This window comes from Palleronia pelagia, assembly GCF_900110115.1.
In the GTDB taxonomy this organism is placed as follows: domain Bacteria; phylum Pseudomonadota; class Alphaproteobacteria; order Rhodobacterales; family Rhodobacteraceae; genus Palleronia; species Palleronia pelagia.
Genome location: NZ_FOCM01000001.1, coordinates 490,309 through 508,413, shown reverse-complemented (window position 1 = coordinate 508,413; position 18,105 = coordinate 490,309). Strand labels below are relative to the sequence as shown.

General features: G+C 66.8%; 14 protein-coding genes. 6 read left to right on the top strand and 8 right to left on the bottom strand.

The annotated features are described in order from the left end of the window. Window positions 1-2: 2 nt before the first annotated feature. The 4 genes from BMX96_RS02485 to yajC are packed head-to-tail and all read right to left on the bottom strand — an operon-like array spanning window position 3 to window position 3,763. On the bottom strand, window positions 3-755 hold the full coding sequence (locus tag BMX96_RS02485) for a TSUP family transporter (RefSeq protein ID WP_091843926.1): 753 nt from the start codon (window positions 753-755) through the stop codon (window positions 3-5). A gap of 7 nt (window positions 756-762) precedes the next feature. After that, window positions 763-1,731, bottom strand: coding sequence for a protein translocase subunit SecF (secF, locus tag BMX96_RS02480; RefSeq protein ID WP_091843924.1), 969 nt, complete (start codon window positions 1,729-1,731; stop codon window positions 763-765). A gap of 1 nt (window position 1,732) precedes the next feature. Then, window positions 1,733-3,394 (bottom strand): protein translocase subunit SecD, encoded by a 1,662-nt coding sequence (gene secD / locus BMX96_RS02475; RefSeq protein WP_091843922.1) that lies wholly within the window; start codon window positions 3,392-3,394, stop codon window positions 1,733-1,735. A 45-nt stretch (window positions 3,395-3,439) separates the two neighbouring features. Then, window positions 3,440-3,763 (bottom strand): preprotein translocase subunit YajC, encoded by a 324-nt coding sequence (yajC, locus tag BMX96_RS02470; RefSeq protein ID WP_073126221.1) that lies wholly within the window; start codon window positions 3,761-3,763, stop codon window positions 3,440-3,442. Between the two features lie 284 nt (window positions 3,764-4,047). Here yajC and serS point away from each other — a divergent pair, with 284 nt between their 5' ends. The 4 genes from serS to BMX96_RS02460 are packed head-to-tail and all read left to right on the top strand — an operon-like array spanning window position 4,048 to window position 7,413. Continuing rightward, on the top strand, window positions 4,048-5,316 hold the full coding sequence (serS, locus tag BMX96_RS02465) for a serine--tRNA ligase (protein WP_091843920.1): 1,269 nt from the start codon (window positions 4,048-4,050) through the stop codon (window positions 5,314-5,316). Window positions 5,317-5,329: 13 nt separating this feature from the next. Beyond that, entirely contained in the window at window positions 5,330-6,205 is an 876-nt protein-coding gene (locus tag BMX96_RS19125; RefSeq protein ID WP_139209930.1) for an SMODS domain-containing nucleotidyltransferase, read from the top strand. Between the two features lie 3 nt (window positions 6,206-6,208). Continuing rightward, complete coding sequence (locus BMX96_RS19120) at window positions 6,209-6,715, top strand: SLATT domain-containing protein (protein ID WP_139209928.1); 507 nt, start codon at window positions 6,209-6,211, stop codon at window positions 6,713-6,715. 2 nt (window positions 6,716-6,717) lie between these two features. Next, a complete protein-coding gene (locus tag BMX96_RS02460) occupies window positions 6,718-7,413 on the top strand; it encodes a tryptophan-rich sensory protein (protein ID WP_091843918.1) in 696 nt (231 codons plus the stop codon). Between the two features lie 145 nt (window positions 7,414-7,558). On the opposite strand, the gene der is transcribed toward BMX96_RS02460, so the two are convergent. From der to BMX96_RS02445, 3 genes are read right to left on the bottom strand one after another with little or no spacing between them, the layout of a single operon-like run. Beyond that, window positions 7,559-9,022: a ribosome biogenesis GTPase Der gene (gene der / locus BMX96_RS02455; protein WP_091843916.1), complete on the bottom strand. Its 1,464-nt coding sequence runs from the start codon at window positions 9,020-9,022 to the stop codon at window positions 7,559-7,561. A gap of 47 nt (window positions 9,023-9,069) precedes the next feature. After that, window positions 9,070-10,371: a PQQ-like beta-propeller repeat protein gene (locus BMX96_RS02450; protein WP_091843914.1), complete on the bottom strand. Its 1,302-nt coding sequence runs from the start codon at window positions 10,369-10,371 to the stop codon at window positions 9,070-9,072. Window positions 10,372-10,390: 19 nt separating this feature from the next. After that, the gene (locus BMX96_RS02445) at window positions 10,391-11,044 is read right to left on the bottom strand and encodes a hypothetical protein (protein WP_091843911.1); all 654 of its coding nucleotides are present in this window, start codon (window positions 11,042-11,044) and stop codon (window positions 10,391-10,393) included. Between the two features lie 231 nt (window positions 11,045-11,275). Here BMX96_RS02445 and BMX96_RS02440 point away from each other — a divergent pair, with 231 nt between their 5' ends. After that, window positions 11,276-12,493 carry an efflux RND transporter periplasmic adaptor subunit gene (locus tag BMX96_RS02440; RefSeq protein ID WP_091843908.1) on the top strand — a complete coding sequence of 406 codons (1,218 nt, stop codon included), beginning with the start codon at window positions 11,276-11,278 and terminating at the stop codon, window positions 12,491-12,493. Further along, window positions 12,490-16,245 (top strand): efflux RND transporter permease subunit, encoded by a 3,756-nt coding sequence (locus BMX96_RS02435; RefSeq protein ID WP_091843906.1) that lies wholly within the window; start codon window positions 12,490-12,492, stop codon window positions 16,243-16,245. Before BMX96_RS02440 ends, BMX96_RS02435 begins: the two co-directional genes overlap by 4 nt. A gap of 61 nt (window positions 16,246-16,306) precedes the next feature. Here the strand turns inward: BMX96_RS02435 and BMX96_RS02430 are convergent, their stop codons facing one another. Continuing rightward, on the bottom strand, window positions 16,307-18,067 hold the full coding sequence (locus BMX96_RS02430) for an ABCB family ABC transporter ATP-binding protein/permease (RefSeq protein ID WP_407944650.1): 1,761 nt from the start codon (window positions 18,065-18,067) through the stop codon (window positions 16,307-16,309). Window positions 18,068-18,105 lie beyond the last annotated feature (38 nt).

The following is an 18,105-nucleotide window of genomic DNA, read 5'->3' as shown; positions in this document are numbered from 1 at the left end:
CCTCAGTCCAGGAGCGGCAGGCCCAGAATGGCCGATGCCGCGATGATCGCCTGGGCCACGCCGCGATAGAGGCGCGCCCGTTCGGGCCGGAACATAGCCGCTCCGGCAATATTCGCCAGCAGGTAGGGCAGCGTCAAAGCCAGCCCCAGCACCACCGGCCCAGGCTGCAGCCGCCCCCAGATCCCCAGAAGGACCAGCGACGCGATGTCGACGATCACCAGGAACAGCAGCAGGTTGGCGCGGATCACGGCAACCGGCTTGGTCGACGCCATGTAAAGAAGGATGACGGGCGGCCCGCCGATTCCCGCCGCGCCGCCGAAGACGCCGCCGACAAGGCCCGCACCGGTGACAATCGTGGGCGTCATCGTCCCGCGATAGCGGACCCCGGCGGCCAGGAGCGCCAGCAGCACCAGCGCGGTGATCGACACGGCATAACGGAAGACCTCGGGCGCGATCACCACCAGCAGACCCAGGCCCAGAGGCAGCCCCAGCAGCAGACCCAGCGTCAGGCGGCCCAGGTCGCGCCGCTCGGCCGACCGCCACGCGGCGGGCACGTTCGGCAGCGGTCCCAGCAGGTCCATGGCCAGCAGCACGCTCAGGGCGGCGACGGGTGGCAGGTATTGCCCGGCGACGGGCAGGAACACCATGGCGGTGCCGAAGCCCGAAAAGCCACGCACGATCCCGGCCATCACCGCCGCCAGGACCATGGGCCACAGGCCGGGCTGTGCCAGCGCCGCGTCGATCAGCGCCGGCATGGCCGCGTCAGCTGTCGATATTGGCGAACTGGTTGCCGTCGGTCTTGTCGGGCTTGGACCAGTCGCGCTTCACGCCCAGGAACAGAACGATGTTCTTGGCCACGAAGACCGACGAATAGGTGCCGACAATCACGCCCCAGGTGATGGCGAAGACGAAGCCCCGGATCACGTCGCCGCCCAGAACCAGCAGCGCGATCAGCGCCAGCAGCGTCGTGCCGCTGGTCATCACCGTGCGGCTGAGGGTCTCGTTTACGCTCAGGTTCATGACATCGCGCAACTCGCGCTGCTTCCACTTGATCAGGTTCTCGCGCAGCCGGTCGAAGATCACCACGGTGTCGTTGATCGAATAGCCCAGCACCGTCAGCAGCGCGGCGATGGTCGCCACGTCGAACCGGATCTGGAACAGCGAGAAGATCCCGATGGTCAGCAGGATGTCGTGCACCAGCGCGCCCACCGCGCCCACGGCGAACTGCCACTCGAACCGCAGCCAGATGTAGAACAGCATCGCCGCCAGTGCCGCGCCCACGGCCAGAAGCGCCGTGTTGATCAGCTCGCCCGAGACCTTGGGCCCCACCGATTCCACCGACGGGAAGGTGATCGAGGGGTCCACCTCGCTCAACGCCGCTTCGACCGCCGCGACGGTGTCCGAGGCCACGCTCTCCTGTCCCTCTTGGGCCTGGATACGCACCATGGCCACGTTGCGGTCGTCGCCGAAGCTGGGGTCGAAGACCTCCGAGATCACCACGTCGCCCAGCTCCAGCGGCTCGATCGCCGCACGGTAGGCCGCCACGTCGACCTGTGCGGTTCCCTCGGTGCGGATCGTCGTGCCGCCGCGGAAATCGATGCCGAAGTTCAGCCCCAGCATCAGCCAGACGACAAGGCTCAGCACCATCGCCACGCAGGACGCACCGAAGGTCGCCTTCGCGTGCTTGAAGAAGTCGATATTCGTGTCGTCCGGAACCAGTTTCAGACGCATCTCAGACCTCGATGGTTTTGGGGCGGCGGCGGTCGAACCACGTCACGATCAGCAGCCGGGTGACGAAGATCGCCGTGAAGACGGACGTGATGATGCCCAGTCCCAGCGTCACGGCAAAGCCGCGCACCGGACCCGATCCCAGCGTGAACAGGATCGCCGCGATGATGAAGGTGGTGATGTTGGCGTCGACGATGGCGCTCAGCGCCCGCTCGTACCCCTGCGAGATCGCGCGGCTCGGCCCCCGCGCGGTCTTGAGCTCCTCGCGAATGCGCTCGAACACCAGCACGTTGGCGTCCACCGCCATGCCGATGGTCAGCACGATCCCCGCGATGCCCGGCAGGGTCAGCGTGGCGCCGATCAGGCTCAGCAGCCCGAACAGCAGCGCCACGTTCAGAAGCAGCGCGATATTGGCGAAGATGCCGAACAGCCCGTAACTCAGCGCCATGAAGACCAGAACCGCCACGAAGGCGACGAGGCAGGCGATCTGCCCGGCCTCGATGCTGTCCTGACCCAGCTCGGGGCCGATGGTGCGTTCTTCCAGGAAGGTCAGCTCGGCCGGCAGCGCGCCCGCGCGCAGCAGCACGGCCAGCTGGGTCGATTCCTCGACCGTGAAGTTGCCGGTGATGATGCCGCTGCCGCCGGGGATGTGGCTCTGGATCACGGGCGCGCTGATCACTTCCTCGTCCAGCACGATCGCGAAGGGCGACCCGATATTCTCGGCGGTGTAGTCGCCGAAGGCCCGCGCGCCGGTGGGGTTGAAGCGGAAGGTGACGGCGGGCCGGCCGTTCTGGTCGAAGGACGGCTGCGCGTCCACCAGGTCCTCGCCCGACACGACCGGTGTGCGCTCCAGCGTGTAATAGGTCTCGGGCTCGTCCAGCAGCGGATAGACCACCTGCCGCGACGACGTCGCCGCGTCCGGGTCCCCCCCGCGCGAGATCACGGGATTGAAGGTCAGCTGCGCGGTGGTGCCGATCAGCGCCTTCAGCTCCTCGGCCGAGCCGATGCCGGGCACCTGGATCAGGATCCGGTCCTCGCCCTGGCGCTGGATCGTGGGTTCGCGGGTGCCCACCTCGTCCACGCGGCGGCGGATGATCTCCAGGCTCTGGCGGATGGTGCGGTCGTCGGTGGCCGATTGTTCCTCGGGCGACAGCTGGACGATCAGCTGGCCATCGCGGCCCTCGACGCTCAGGTCCTGCGCGCCCACGCCCGAGATGGTCGAGACCGGCCGCGCCAGCCCCCGCGCGATCTCCATGGCGCGGGGCAGGCCCGCGGGATCGGACAGCGCCACGATCAGCTGGTCGCCGCCCTCGTCCACCCGGCGGATGGTGCCCACCTCGTCGCGGGCGTCGCGCAGGGCGTCGCGCAGCTCGGGCCAGATGCCGTCCATGCGGCTGGCATAGACATCCTCGACCTGCACCTCGGCCAGCAGGTGGGCACCGCCCCGCAGGTCCAGCCCCAGGTTCACCAGCCCCGAGGGCAGGAAATCGGGCCAGCCCGCCGCCTGCTCCTCGAGCGCGGCGGTGGCGCCGGACTGCTCGATCGCGGCGCGGGCGTCGTTGGCCTGCTCCACGCGGGAATAGAAGGCGTTGGGCAGCGCCAGGATCAGCCCGCAGGCCACGACGGCCCAGATGAAGATCCGCTTCCAGGTCGGGATCTGCAGCATGTCGGCGGCGCCTCCGGGCGCGGTGTCAGGGGGTCAGGGGAACGCTCAGGAGGCGTCCGAAGGCTCGGTCTTGCTGCGCACCTGCGCGATGGTCGACTTGATGACGCGGACTTTCACGTTCTCGGCCAGTTCGACCGTGGCCTCGCCCTCGTCCACCTTCACGACCTTGCCCACGAGCCCCCCGGCGGTGACCACCTGGTCGCCCCGGCGCAGCGCCTCGACCATCTTTTGGTGCTCTTTCACCTTCTTCTGCTGCGGGCGGATCAGCAGGAAATACATGATGGCGAAGATCAGGATCAGCGGCACGAAGCTGGCGAACGCGCCTCCGGCGCCGCCGGCGGCCTGGGCATAGGCAGGGGTGACAAGCATGTGGACTTCCTCGGTCGTGGGATCGGGGCGCACGCGCGCGGGCGGCGCCCCCTTTGGTCGGCCAGACCCTTATCTGTGGGGGCGGGCCTTGTCCAGCAAGGGGACCTGCGTCAGGGTGACGGGGATTTCACGGGGCGTGATGTGACCGCGCGGCCCCCTCGCACACGGCCAGGGCCGCCCGCGGCGCTTCATCTTTCCAAAAATACCTCTTCCCCGGCCACTACCCTTCCCCCCGCCCCGAACCTGTTGCATATCCGGTCGCGACAAATTCCCCGGAGGCCCCCATGCACGACATCCGCCTGATCCGCGACGACCCCGCCGGCTTCGACGCCGCCATGGCCCGCCGGGGCCTCCCGGACGCCTCGACCCCCATCCTCAAGCTCGACGACGCCCGCCGCGCCGCCATCCACGCGGCCGAGACCGCCAGGGCCGCCCAGAACGCCGCCTCGAAACAGGTGGGCGCCGCCAAGGCCAAGGGCGACGAGGCCGGGTTCGAGCGCCTGCGCGCCGAGCTCGCCCAGGCCAAGCAGCGGATCGGCGAGGCCGAGGCCGAGGCCAAGGATCTCGACGCCCAGCTCACCGACCTGCTCATGGGGCTGCCCAACATCCTGGCCGACGACGTGCCCGACGGCGCCGACGAGGACGACAATGTCGAGGTCAAGCGCCACGGCACGCCCCCCGCCTTCGACTTCCAGCCGCTCGAGCACTACCAGATCCCCGCCGCCGACGGGCTCGACTTCGAAACCGCCGCCAAGCTCTCGGGCTCGCGCTTCGCCGTGCTGTCGGGGCCGGTCGCGCGGCTCCACCGGGCGCTGGCGCAGTTCATGCTCGACCACCACGTCACGCAAAACGGGCTGACCGAGACCATGACCCCCGTGCTCGTCCGGGACGAGGCGATGCTGGGCACCGGGCAGCTGCCGAAATTCGCCGAGGACAGCTATCGCACCACCAACGGCTGGTGGCTGATCCCCACGGCCGAGGTCACGCTCACCAACATCGTCGCCGGCCACACCGTCGACGAGGACTATCTGCCGCGCCGCTACGTGGCCCACACGCTGTGCTTCCGCTCCGAGGCCGGCAGCGCGGGCAAGGACACCGCGGGCATGCTGCGCCAGCACCAGTTCGAGAAGGTCGAGATGGTGTCGGTCACCCGTCCCGACGCGTCGGAGGACGAGCAGATGCGCATGCTGGGCTGCGCCGAGGGCGTGCTCGAGGCGCTGGGCCTGCCCTACCGCACCGTGAAGCTCTGCTCGGGCGACACCGGCTTCGGCGCCCGCCGCACCTTCGATATCGAGGTCTGGCTGCCCGGCCAGGACCGCTACCGCGAGATCAGCTCGGTCTCGACCACGGGCGATTTCCAGGCCCGCCGCATGAACGCCCGCTTCAAGCCCGCGGGCGGCGGCAAACCGCAATTCGTCCACACCCTCAACGGCTCCGGCCTCGCCGTCGGCCGCGCCCTCATCGCCGTGCTGGAGAACTACCAGCAGGCCGACGGCTTCGTGGTGGTGCCGGAGGTGCTGCGGGGGTATATGGGGGGTGTGGAGAAGATTTGACGGAAGCAATCCTATGTCTGTTGCGAAAAGATTTAACCAATTCCACAGCAATATTTCCTTAACCGAAGCGCAGCGTGAGGCCGGCAGGCAGAGTAGAAGATCAATAGTTACAGTTCTCAACAAAAAATATTATTCTTCCGGAAGCAGCGAAGGTAACTCGAAGTTTATCGGCTCTTGGGGTAAATTTACACGAGTCCGACCACCGAGAGACGTCGATATTCTATACGAACTCCCATATTCGACATATACGCGCTTCATAGGCCGGACAGGAAACATCCAATCTCAAATATTACAAGAGGTTCGATCAGCACTTCTAGCAAGCTATCCATCAACCAGCATAAAGGGATCAGGGCCGATTGTCTCGGTACCCTTTTCCGGCTACAAAGCGGAAATGGTTCCCGCTTTTAAGCTAAATAACAACAAATACTGGATATGCGAAACAACCAATGGTGGGAGATTCAAAGAAATTGATTACGACACGGAGTTCGAAATAATAAAGACAAGCGACAGTCAATCGAGTGGAGCAACAAGAAAATTGGTTAAATTTTCCAAACGCTGGCAGGCGTATTGCTCAGTACAGCTGAAGTCATTTTGGATCGAACTTCTTGCAGTCCAATTTATGCGCGGCTGGGAGCATAGAGCCAAGGGAGCCATGTACTATGACTGGATGTGTCGAGACTTCCTCCATTTCCTTTGTAGCAAGGCGAACTCATATCTTTACTCTCCTGGGACTTACGATATGCACTACATTTCCAATGCGTGGCTTACCAAAGCGAAAGCAGCGGCTAGCGCAGCTGACACAGCCTGTTCTCATGAGGGCTCGAATGAAATACTTGCAGGTCTTTATTGGCAGGATATTTTCGGAACAGATATCCCATCAAAGGTCTAAGTGATGGACATTGAGGAGCTTGTGAAAGAGTGTAAGCGCCAAGAGGAATCCTGCGCTTATACCGCTGCTGGGTTGTACGAGTGGCAAAAAAGAGCTTCAAAGTGGCGCACAGGGTTCATTATCACGCCAATCATCCTGAGCGGCGCGGCGTCAATTATTGCAATTGGCGATCCAAATGACTTCCTCAAGTTAATTTCTACTGCGCTCGTGATACTTTCAGGATTCTTTCCTGCAATCTACGTCTCCCTTGGGATGGACATGAGGGTTCGAGAGATTACAACATCGGCGGTTGAGTTTACAAACCTGCGGGACAGATTTCGCCAACTGGCAAACCTCGGAAAAGATTCCGAGGTAGAAACGGTCACGGCTACATTTGAACAATTAATGGATCGGATGGATTCGGCCAGAACAAACTCGCCGCCTCTTCCAACGAAATTCTTCAGTATAGCTCAAAGAGATATTAGAAAAGGTAATTACTCTTTCCGCGTGGACGAAGTTAACAAGCGTTGATCATGCCCCACCTCCTCCTCCTCCTCGCCCTCGCCTTCGCAGCGGCCCCGGTCTTCGTTCCCTTCGACGGATTCGACCCGAATCTCTACCCGGTGCCGCAGCGCAACCCGCCGGTGCAGCCGGCGGGGTGGGCCTTCGCGATCTGGGGGCCGATCTACCTGTGGCTCATCCTCGGGGCCGGTGTCGGGCTGTGGAAGAAGCGCGATGCCCCGTCCTGGCAGGCCTACCGCGCGCCGCTCTGCCTCAGCCTGGCCGTGGGCACCGTCTGGCTTTCGGTGGCCGAGCGGTCGCCCGTCTGGGCCACCGTCCTCATCTGGGTCATGCTGGTCACCGCCATCATCGCCTACCTGCGCACCCCCAGGCGCGACCGGGGCTTCGCGCAGGGGCCCGTGGGGCTTTACGCCGGGTGGCTGACGGCGGCCTCCTCGGTCTCGGTCGGGCTGCTGCTGGCGGGCTACGGCGTGCTGGGCGCCCTGCTCGCCGCCTATGTCGCCCTGTGCCTCGCGCTGGGGATCGGCGCGCTGGTGCAGTGGCGCCGCCCCGGCGCGGGCTACCCGGCGGGCATCGCCTGGGCGCTGGTGGGCATCGCGTCGCAGAACGCGGGGCTGGCGCCGGGCCTCATGGTGATCTCGGGCGCCGCCGCGCTCGGCTTCGCGTTCTGGTCGGTGAAGGGGCTGCGCGGGCCGAAAACGGCCTGATCACATCCCGTCCGACGCGCCGTGCACGCCGCGCCGACACCGTGCACCGGTCGTCCGACCCCTGGTGCCGGTCCGTGCACCCGCGCTGCACGCCCGGTGTACGCCGCGCCGACGCGGCGGGGACGCCCCGTGCACGGTCCGCCGCCTATTCGTCCGCGCGGCCCTTGCCCAGGTGTTTGCGCAGCCGCGAGGGCGTGGATTTCGTGCGATTCTTGTAGGGATTCGCCTCGGATTGCGACCGCATCCACAGCCGCACGGGCGTGCCCGGCATGTCGAACGTGTCGCGTAACCCGTTGACAAGATAGCGGGAATACGCGTCGCTCATCTTCTCGGGGTTGGAACACATGACCACGAATCCCGGTGGCCGCGTCTTGGCCTGCGTCATGTAGCGCAGCTTGATCCGCCGCCCTCCGGGCGCGGGGGGCGGATGCGCCTCGACCATGCCCGACAGCCACTGGTTCAGCTTCGCCGTCGTCACCCGTCGGTTCCAGGTTTCGTACGCCTTTTCAATGGCTTGCCGTAGCCGGTCGAGCCCTTTTCCGGTCAGCGCGGACACCGTCACCAGCGGCACGCCCCGAAGCTGCGGCAGTAGACGCGCGCATTCCTCGCGCAACATCTTGATTTTCTCGGACTTTTCTTCCTCGGCATCCCACTTGTTGACCGCGATCACCACCGCGCGCCCCTCGCGCTCGGCCAGGTCCGCGATCCTAAGGTCTTGTTGTTCAAAGGGAATCGCCGCGTCCAGCAGCACGACCACGACCTCGGCGAACTTCACCGCACGAAGCCCGTCGCTGACGCTCAGTTTCTCCAGCTTTTCCTGGACCTTGGCCTTCTTCCGCATCCCCGCCGTGTCGAAGATCCGCACCGGCAACCCGTCCCAGTCCATCTGCACCGAGATCGCGTCGCGCGTGATCCCCGCCTCGGGCCCGGTCAGCAGCCGATCCTCGCCCAGCAACTTGTTGATCAGCGTGGATTTTCCGGCGTTGGGCCGCCCGACCACCGCCACCTGCAACGGCTTGTCGCGGGTGGGCACGCGCACGGCATCCGCGTCGGCGTCCTCCTCGTCGACCGTGATATCCGTCTCGGGCGTATCCGATCGAGTCCGCGCCGCGAATTCCTCGGACAGCGGCAAAAGCTGGCCGTAAAGATCGTTCAGCCCCTCGCCATGCTCGGCCGACAGCCGGATCGGCTCGCCCAGCCCCAGCCCATAGGCCTCGATGATCCCCGCATCCGCCGCGCGCCCCTCGGCCTTGTTCGCGGCGAGAATCACGTGCCGCCCCCGCTTGCGCAGGATATCGGCCACCGTCTCGTCCACTGGCGTGACGCCCGTCCGCGCATCGATCAGCATGAGGCAAACGTCGGCCATGTCGACCGCACGCTCGGTCAGGCGCCGCATGCGGCCCTGAAGCGTATCGTCCGTGGCATCCTCGAGCCCCGCGGTGTCGATCACGGTGAAGCGCAGGTCGCCCAGCCGCGCGTCGCCTTCCCGCAGGTCGCGGGTCACGCCGGGCTGGTCGTCCACCAGCGCCAGGCGCTTGCCGACAAGGCGGTTGAACAGGGTCGACTTGCCCACATTGGGGCGACCGACGATGGCAAGGGTGAAGCTCATGGCGCTGGCCTCAGGTCAGGGATCAGGCGCGCCGCATATACCCATCCTCAGCGGAAGGCCAGCAGCCGTCCGTTCGACGATACGACGTAGAGCGTTCCGTTCGCCACCACGGGGTTCGTCGCCGCGCCACCCGGCAGCGGAACCTGCGCCGCCAGCGCGCCGGTCTCGGGCGAGAACGCGCGCAGGAGGTTGTCGCCGGACGCCACCCAAAGCCGTCCGCCGGCAAGGATGGGGCCGTAATGGGCATAGATCCCCTGCCGCTTCTTCGGTGCGTTACGCTGGAAGAAGGGCATGGGCGTGGCCCAGATCCGGTCGCCCGTGGCCGCGTCGAGACGGACCAGTTCGGACTGGTCGGACACGGTGAAGACCGATCCGCCCGCGACCAGGGCGGGCGACATGGCGCCGTCCTCGGCCGACCAGATCACCTCGCCCGAGGCGAGGTCCACGGCATTGGTCCGGCCCGAGGGGCTGCCCGCGTAGACGGTATCGCCCACGATGACGGGATCGCCCGTGATGTCGGTGATGGTGGCATAGACCCGGCCCAGCCGCGTTCCGGCCACGTCCGAGACCCAGGTCCGCGTGCCGCCGGGCAGAAGGCCCACCAGCTCGCGGCTGGCAAAGGGCATGACGATGGTATCCCCCGATACGGCAGGCGCCGCGCCTCCGACCACGCCGGCATCCGAGGGCGAGCCCTGCTCGGTCCAGTCGACGCGGCCGGTCGCGGCGTCCAGCGCCCAGCCCGTCGCGTCGCGGGCCACCACGTAGACACGCCCGCCCACGACGGTGGGCGCGCCCGCGGCCGAGGCGCCCAAGTCCTGCGTCCAGTACGTCCGGCCCGTCGCGGCATCCAGTGCATGGACCTGGCCGAAACCGGTCGAGACGTAAAGCCGTCCGTTGGCATAGGCGAGCCCGGCACCCGAGGCGTCGTCCGACGGCTCGCCCGCCGGCGTGACGTCGGCGGACCACAGCGCGGCCCCGTTCGGCGCGTGGGCCATGACGCGGGCCCGGCTGTCGACGGTGTAGATCCGACCACCGCCCACGACCGGATCGGCACTGATGCGGTGCTTGCGGCTGTCGCCCTGCCCGATGGCGCTGGAGAAGATCAGTTGCGGCTGGGCCGACAGCGTTGCGTGCGGGATCGCGTGCCGCGCATTGGCGGCGCGATGGCCCCAATCGGCGAGCGTCTGCATCGGCGGCAGGCTGATCGGGCGGCTCTGATCAACGGTCTGCTCGGCACCGTCCAGCGCCCGCAGGCTCAGGCGTTCGCCCGTCAGGATGGTTTCCTGTTCACCGCAGGCCATCAAAGCGGCTGCGCAAATACCCAGCAATGCCCGTGTCTTGCGCGTCATGCCGTGCCCTGTCCTTGCCTCATGCCGCTTCAAGCGACCCACCCAGCGCCACAATCAACCGCCGTGCCCGCTGGCGCAAGTCCCGCGTCACGGCCTCGTCGGCGATGATGGTCTGAAGGTCACTCAGCGCGGCGTCGGCCTCGCCCGCGCGCAGGCGGGCGACCGCTTGCTGCTCCAGCGCGAGAAGGCGATAGGGCGCGCCCGGGATGGTCAGCGGCGACAGGCGGTCGATGACCTCCTGCGCGTCAACCGTATCCTGCGCGATCATCGCCCATTTCAACACCGCAAGCTCGCGATAGAGCGCGGGCAGGCTATCATCCGCGGCGACGGCGTCGAGCTCGGTGCGGGTCGCGGCACGCGCCTCGTCCCCTTCCAGCCGGTCGGCCGCCAGCATGGCGATCAGGGCGCGGCGCGTGCCCTCGGCCTCGATCTGCATAAGCGCCTCGCGACGGGCCTCGGGCGAATCCTCACCCAAGGCCGCCAGAAGCGCGTCTCCGAACGCCTGCGCCTCTGCCCTGTCCTGGGCCCGCTGGTATTCGTAGACGGCGGCCCCGCCCACCAGCAGCAGCACGAGCGCGATGGCGATCCAGCCGTAACGGCGAAGCATCCCGAACAGACGGTCACGGCGCAGCTCGTCGCTGACCTCGTCGATGAAACTGTCGTTGTTGCTCAATTTCTGGCCTCGTCCCCGGTGTTCGCGACCTTCTAGCCCGGGCGTGCGCCCAATGCAAAGACCCGGTTCTCGTACCCGTTCGGGCGGCTCCTCCCGGCCAAAATGCCGCGGCGCCGCGATCTTGTCGCAAAAAGTGAACCGATTAGTTTACCTTGCACCCTTTCTTATGTTGGCACCGGCCCTTATGTCACCGCTCAACACCACGTCTTTTCTCTATTACGGGACTGCGCCATGAGACTTGTCTCGATCCTGATAGCACTGGTCGTCGCGGCGAGCCTGTATCTGCTCGTCTTCGAACGCGACACCGTGCTGGAACTCGCCGGAACCGACAGCCTTGTCGGGGCCGAGGGCGAGACCGACACCCTGTCGGACGCCAGCGCCGTTTCGGTGGTCGCCATGCAGTCCGAGGCGCGCGCCATCGACACCGCTGTCATCACGCGCGGCCGGACCGAGGCGGCGCGCCAGGTCGACGTCCGCGCCGAAACCAGCGGCAAGATCATCTCGGACCCGTTGCGCAAGGGCGCGACCGTGGCCGAGGGTGACCTGCTGTGCGAGCTGGATCCCGGCACCCGCGACGTGGCCCTGGCCGAGGCCGAAGCCCGGCTGGCCGAAGCAAGGGCCAGCGCGCCATCGGCCCGCGCCCGGCTGGCCGAGGCCGAGGCGGCCCTGCGCCAGGCCCAAATCGATCAGAACGCCGCGCAGCGCCTATCGCAGGACGGATTCGCATCCGACGCCCGCGTGGCCGGCGCAGACGCGGGTGTCGAATCGGCCCTCGCGTCCATCGAGGCCGCCCGGGGCGGGCTGGAATCCAGCGCCGCCACGGTCCAGAGCGCCGAGGCCGCCGTCGCCGCCGCGCAGACCGAGCTGGATCGCCTGAAGATCACCGCCCCCTTCTCGGGCCTTCTCGAATCCGACACGGCCGAGCTGGGTGCGTTTTTGCAACCCGCTGGGCTGTGCGCCACGATCCTGCAACTCGACCCGATCAAGCTGGTGGGCTTCGTGCCAGAAACCGCCGTCGACCGTATCGAAACCGGCGCCATGGCCGGTGCGCGCCTTGCGTCGGGGCAGGAAGTTCAGGGCGAGGTCACGTTCCTGTCGCGTTCGGCCGATGACCAGACGCGAACCTTCCGAGTCGAAGTCTCGGTGCCGAACGAGGACCTGACGATCCGCGACGGCCAGACCGCCGAAATCATGATCCAGAGCGATGGAAGCCAGGCGCACCTGCTACCGCAATCCGCGCTGACGCTGGACGATGACGGCGCGCTCGGCGTGCGGGTCGCCACCGAGGATGACACCGCGCTTTTCAAACCCGTCACCGTGGTACGCGACACGGTGGACGGCATCTATGTCAGCGGCCTCGACGCGACCGAACGGGTGATCGTCGTGGGTCAGGAATACGTGGCCGACGGCGTGCCGCTGACGATCACAATGCGCGGGGACGGATCATGACCGGAATCGTCGATTGGGCCGCGCAGCACGCGCGGATGGTCCTGGCCTTCATCGTCCTGTCGTTGACGGTGGGCTGGGTCACCTACGATACGCTGCCGAAAGAGGGCGAGCCGGATATCGAGATCCCGGCCCTGTTCGTGTCGGTGCCCTTCCCCGGCATTTCGGCCGAGGACAGCGAACGCCTGCTGGTCAAGCCGATGGAGACCGAGCTGAGCGATCTCGACGGTCTCAAGACCATGAGTGCCACCGCCTCCGAAGGTTACGCCGGCGTCGCGATGGAGTTCGAATTCGGCTGGGACAAGACCAAAATCATGGCCGACGTGCGCGACGCCATGTCGAACGCCGAGGCGAACTTCCCCGATGGGGCCGAACAGTATTCGATCAACGAGATCAACTTCTCGGAATTCCCGATCATCATCGTATCGCTCACGGGCAATCTGCCCGAGCGCACGCTGCTGCGCGTGGCGCAGGACCTGCAGGACCGCCTTGAAGGGCTCGAGCCGGTTCTCGAGGCCGGGCTGGCGGGCCACCGGGACGAGATGGTCGAGGTCCTGATCGACCCGCTCCGGCTGGAATCCTACAACGTCACCGCGGGCGAGCTGATCTCGGTCGTGCAGAACAACAACCAGCTGATCGCGGCGGGCGAGGTCGAGACCGAAAGCGGCGCCTTCGCGGTCAAGATCCCGTCGTCCTTCGATGACCAGCGCGACATCTACGACCTGCCGGTGAAGGTGAACGGAGACCGCGTGGTGACGCTGGGCGATCTGGCGACCATCCGCCTGACCTTCGAAGATCGCACCGGCACGGCGCGGTTCAACGGCGAGGAAACCGTTGCCCTGCAGGTGGTCAAGCGCAAGGGCTTCAACCTGATCGACACCACCGCGCTGATCCGGGACGAGGTCGCTGCGGCCGAGGCCGAGTGGCCCGAGGACCTGCAACAGGCGATCCGGGTGAACACCTCGAACGACCAGTCGACGCAGGTCGAATCCATGGTGTCCCAGCTGGAGGGCTCGGTCCTGACCGCGGTGGCGCTGGTGATGATCGTGGTGCTGGCGGCGCTGGGCATCCGCTCGGCCCTGCTGGTGGGCTTCGCGATTCCCACGTCGTTCCTGCTGTGCTTCATCCTGCTGGGCATCATGGGCATCAGCATTTCCAACATCGTCATGTTCGGCCTGATCCTGGCCGTCGGCATGCTGGTGGACGGCGCGATCGTGGTCGTGGAATACGCCGACCGCCGGATCTCGGAAGGGGCCGGCCCCATGACCGCCTTCACCGAGGCCGCCAAGCGGATGTTCTGGCCCATCGTCAGTTCGACCGCGACGACGCTTTGCGCCTTCCTGCCCATGCTGTTCTGGCCCGGCGTTCCGGGCGAGTTCATGGGCATGCTGCCGGTCACGCTGATCTTCGTGCTGTCGGCATCGCTGATCGTGGCGCTGATCTACCTGCCCGTGATGGGCGGCGTCGCCGGCCGGATGAGCCGGGCCTTCGAGGGCGGGTCGAACGCCCTGCGCCGGATGCTGCCGTGGGTGGTCCGCGCCGCACTGGCCGTCGCGGCCGCCTACGTGGTGTTCATCGGCGCAATGCAGTCGCTGAACCACGGCTACCTGTTCGGGGGCCCCTCGCCCCTGCCCGGCCCCGTCGCCTTCCTGCCCGGCGCGGTCCTGTTCCTGGGCGGCGCCGTGGCGCTGGGCATCACGCTCGGATCGGTGAAATGGAACCGCGCCCCGCGCGAGGTGCGCGCGGGCCGTGGCCGCACGCCCTTCGGCTGGGTCATCAAGATGATCGTGGCGAACCCGATCATGCCGGTGCTCGCCATCGGCGCGGTCAGCGCCTTCGTCGTCTCGACCTACATGTACTACGCCGCGAACAACAACGGCGTCGAATTCTTTGTCGAATCCGAGCCCGAGCAGGCGATCGTCTATGTCCGGGCGCGCGGCAACCTGTCGCTGTCGGAAAAGGACGCGCTGCTGCGCGAGGCCGAGGCCATCGCGCTGAACACCTTCGGCGTCGAATCCGCCTTCGCCTTCGCCGGGGAAGGTGGGCTCAATAGCAATACCGGCGGCGCCGAAGCCCCGCTCGACACGATCGGGCAGGTCCAGATCGAGCTGATCCCGTGGGACGAGCGGCCCGATTTCGCCAACGCGCGCGAGGACGTGACCATCGAGCAGCTGGACGGCGACGTGGTGCTTGCGAACCTTCAGGACCAGCTGGACCGCCTGCCGGGCGTGGTGACCGAGACGCTGAACCTGGCCCAGGGTCCGGCCAGCGGCAAACCGGTGAACCTGCGTCTGCTGGGCGACGACTGGGCCGAGCTGCAGGACGCCGCGCGCATCGCCCGGCTGAAGTTCGAGGACACCCCGGGCCTCATCGATATCGAGGACACCCTGCCCCTGCCCGGCATCGACTGGGAGATCGAGGTCGATGTCGAGAAGGCCGGCCAGTTCGGCGCCGACGTCGCCACCGTGGGCGGCATGGTGCAGCTGGTCACCCGCGGCCTGCTGCTCGACACCATGCGCGTGGACAGCTCGGACGAGGAAATCGACATCCGCGTGCGTCTGCCCGAGGAAGACCGCGTCCTGTCGACGCTGGACAGTCTGAAGGTGCGCACCGCCGACGGGCTGGTGCCTCTGTCGAACTTCATCACCCGCAAGCCCGTCCCGTCGCTGGGCCAGATCGACCGCGTGGACCAGACCCGGCATTTCGACGTGAAAGCCGACGTGGTCCCTGGCCTGCAAAAGCTGGTGGACGACGAAGGCGTCATCGCGGGCTTCGTCGCGCCCGTGACGGGCGACGAACCGGACGGCGGGCTGACCCTGAACGGCGAGCCGCAGCGCATCGTATCGCTCCAGGCCGCGGCCTCGGTCTCGGACCTGTCGCAAGGTCTGGAAAATGGCACCCTCAGCGCCGTGCCTGCCAACGCGAACGAGCGCATCGGCGTGCTGACCGAATGGCTGAACGGGCCCGACAACCCGCTGCCCGGCAGCGTCAACTGGGAATGGACCGGTGACCAGGAAGACCAGGCCGAAAGCGGCGCCTTCCTGATGAAGGCCTTCGCCGGCGCGCTGGGGCTGATGTTCATCATCCTGCTGGCGCAGTTCAACTCGGTCTACAACGCGGTGCTGGTGTTGCTGGCCGTGGTGCTGTCGACCGCGGGCTGCCTGATCGGGATGCTGGTGATGAACCAGCCCTTCTCGATCATCATGACCGGCACCGGCATCGTAGCGCTGGCCGGGATCGTGGTGAACAACAACATCGTGCTGATCGACACCTACCAGGAATACTCGCGCTACATGCCGCGGATCGAGGCGATCATCCGCACGGCCGAGGATCGCATCCGCCCGGTGCTGCTGACGACCATCACCACCATGGCGGGCCTGGCGCCGATGATGTTCGGCCTGAGCCTGGACTTCATCGCCGGCGGCTATTCCATCGACAGCCCCACGGCGCTGTGGTGGAAGCAGCTGGCCACGGCGGTGGTGTTCGGCCTTGGCATCGCAACGGTACTGACGCTGGTCTTCACGCCCTCGGCGCTGGCGCTGCGGGTCTGGATCTCGCGCGGGGCCTACAAGGGCGTGCGCAGCCTCAAATCGCTGAGCGTGCTCAAGGTGCGCGAGGACATGCGGCTGGCCCGGAAGGCGCGCAAGGCCAAGGCGCCCGAGATCCAGTGGATCGACGACGGCACCGACCCGGGCCGCGACGATCAAAAGGGGCACCCCCCGCGCATCGTCGCGCCGCTGCAGGCGGCCGAGTAACGGCGGGCCAGCCGCGCGGTCGGGCACGGTCCCGGTCGCGCGCCGCCGCCGCCGGCGTCCCTCAGGCCGCGTCTTCGGATTGCTGACGTTGCCACAGCGCGGCATATCGCCCGCCGCGCGCCAACAGCGCGTCGTGGGTCCCGCGTTCGACGATGCGCCCCTGCTCCAGCACCACGATCTCGTCCGCGTCGGCGATGGTCGACAGGCGGTGGGCGATCACCAGCGTGGTGCGCCCTTGCCCCAGCAAACGCAGCTCGGACTGGATCGAGGCCTCGGTCTCGGAATCCAGCGCGCTGGTCGCCTCGTCCAGCAGCAGGATCGGCGGGTTCTTCAAGAGCGTGCGCGCGATGCCCACGCGCTGCTTCTCGCCGCCCGACAGTTTCAGGCCCCGCTCGCCCACCTGCGTGTCATAGCCCTGCGGCAGACCCGCGATGAAATCGTGGATGCGGGCCGCGCGGGCCGCCTGCTCGATCTCGTCGCGGGTGGCGTCGGGGCGGCCGTAGGCGATGTTGTAGAGGATTGAGTCGTTGAACAGCACCGTGTCCTGCGGCACCACGCCGATCTGCGCGTGCAGGCTGTCCTGCGTCACGTCGCGCAGGTCCTGACCGTCGATGCGGATCGCGCCCTGGGTCACATCGTAGAACCGGAACAGCAGCCGTCCTATGGTGGACTTCCCCGACCCCGAGGGGCCGACGATGGCCGTGGTGCTGCCACCCGGAACCGTCAGCGAAATGCCGTCGAGGATCACCCGGTCGCTCTCGTAGCCGAAGTGGACGTCGTGCAACTCGACCGCACCGTCGGAGACCGCGAGCGGACCTGACCCCGACTGGTCCTGCACCTCGGGCGGTTGATCCAGCAGGCCGAACATCTGGCCCATGTCCACAAGCGCCTGCCGGATTTCGCGATACACCGTGCCGAGGAAGTTCAGCGGCATGGTGACCTGGATCATGTAGGCGTTGACCATCACGAAATCGCCCACGGTCAGCTGCCCCGACTGCACCCCCATGGCCGCCATGACCATGACGACGACAAGGCCCGTGGTGATGATGACCGCCTGTCCCAGGTTCAGCGCGGCCAGCGTGTACGAGGTCTTCAGCGCGGCGGCGACGTATTTGGCCATGGCGCCGTCATAGCGCGCGGCCTCGCGCGTTTCGGCCCCGAAATACTTCACCGTTTCGAAATTCAGCAGGCTGTCGATCGCCTTCTGGGTGGCGTCGTTGTCCTGCTCGTTCATCTCGCGCCGAATCTTCACGCGCCATTCGGTGATGGTGAAGGTGAACCAGACATAGGCCGCGATGGTCGCGGCGACGACCACCAGGTACCAGATGTCGAAAAGCCAGGCGAGCACGCCGGCGATCAGCAGCAGCTCCAGCGCCAGCGGGCCGATGGAGAACAGCAGGAACCGCAGCAGGAACTCGACCCCGCGCACGCCCCGCTCGATGATCCGGGACAGCCCGCCCGTCTTGCGCTGGATGTGATAGCGCAGCGACAGGCGGTGGATATGGGTGAAGGTCTCGAGCGCCAGCGCCCGCAGCGCGCGTTGGCCCACGGCGGCGAAGACCACGTCGCGCAGCTGTTGCATGCCGGTGTTCATCGCCCGTGCCACGCCATAGGCGACGGTCAGACCGATGGCGCCCGCGCCCAGCAGCCACGCGGGCTGCGTGCCCTCGCCCGCCAGCGCGTCGACGGCGGTCTTGTAGAAAAACGGCGTCGCCACGGCGATGAGCTTGGCCAGCACCAGCGCGGCGACCGCGATGATCACGCGGCGCTTCACCCACGGCTCGCCATCCGGCCAGAGATAGGGCGCCACGCGGGCGATGATGCTGAACCCGCCCGCGGACGGGTCGGGATCGGTGGAGG

Excerpts from the sequence above, each read along its gene's own strand:
- BMX96_RS02485 (WP_091843926.1), bottom strand. The coding sequence starts at position 755 with ATGCCGGCGCTGATCGACGCGGCGCTGGCACAGCCCGGCCTGTGGCCC.
- secF (WP_091843924.1), bottom strand. The coding sequence starts at position 1,731 with ATGCGTCTGAAACTGGTTCCGGACGACACGAATATCGACTTCTTCAAG.
- secD (WP_091843922.1), bottom strand. The coding sequence starts at position 3,394 with ATGCTGCAGATCCCGACCTGGAAGCGGATCTTCATCTGGGCCGTCGTG.
- yajC (WP_073126221.1), bottom strand. The coding sequence starts at position 3,763 with ATGCTTGTCACCCCTGCCTATGCCCAGGCCGCCGGCGGCGCCGGAGGC.
- serS (WP_091843920.1), top strand. The coding sequence starts at position 4,048 with ATGCACGACATCCGCCTGATCCGCGACGACCCCGCCGGCTTCGACGCC.
- BMX96_RS19125 (WP_139209930.1), top strand. The coding sequence starts at position 5,330 with ATGTCTGTTGCGAAAAGATTTAACCAATTCCACAGCAATATTTCCTTA.
- BMX96_RS19120 (WP_139209928.1), top strand. The coding sequence starts at position 6,209 with ATGGACATTGAGGAGCTTGTGAAAGAGTGTAAGCGCCAAGAGGAATCC.
- BMX96_RS02460 (WP_091843918.1), top strand. The coding sequence starts at position 6,718 with ATGCCCCACCTCCTCCTCCTCCTCGCCCTCGCCTTCGCAGCGGCCCCG.
- der (WP_091843916.1), bottom strand. The coding sequence starts at position 9,022 with ATGAGCTTCACCCTTGCCATCGTCGGTCGCCCCAATGTGGGCAAGTCG.
- BMX96_RS02450 (WP_091843914.1), bottom strand. The coding sequence starts at position 10,371 with ATGACGCGCAAGACACGGGCATTGCTGGGTATTTGCGCAGCCGCTTTG.
- BMX96_RS02440 (WP_091843908.1), top strand. The coding sequence starts at position 11,276 with ATGAGACTTGTCTCGATCCTGATAGCACTGGTCGTCGCGGCGAGCCTG.
- BMX96_RS02435 (WP_091843906.1), top strand. The coding sequence starts at position 12,490 with ATGACCGGAATCGTCGATTGGGCCGCGCAGCACGCGCGGATGGTCCTG.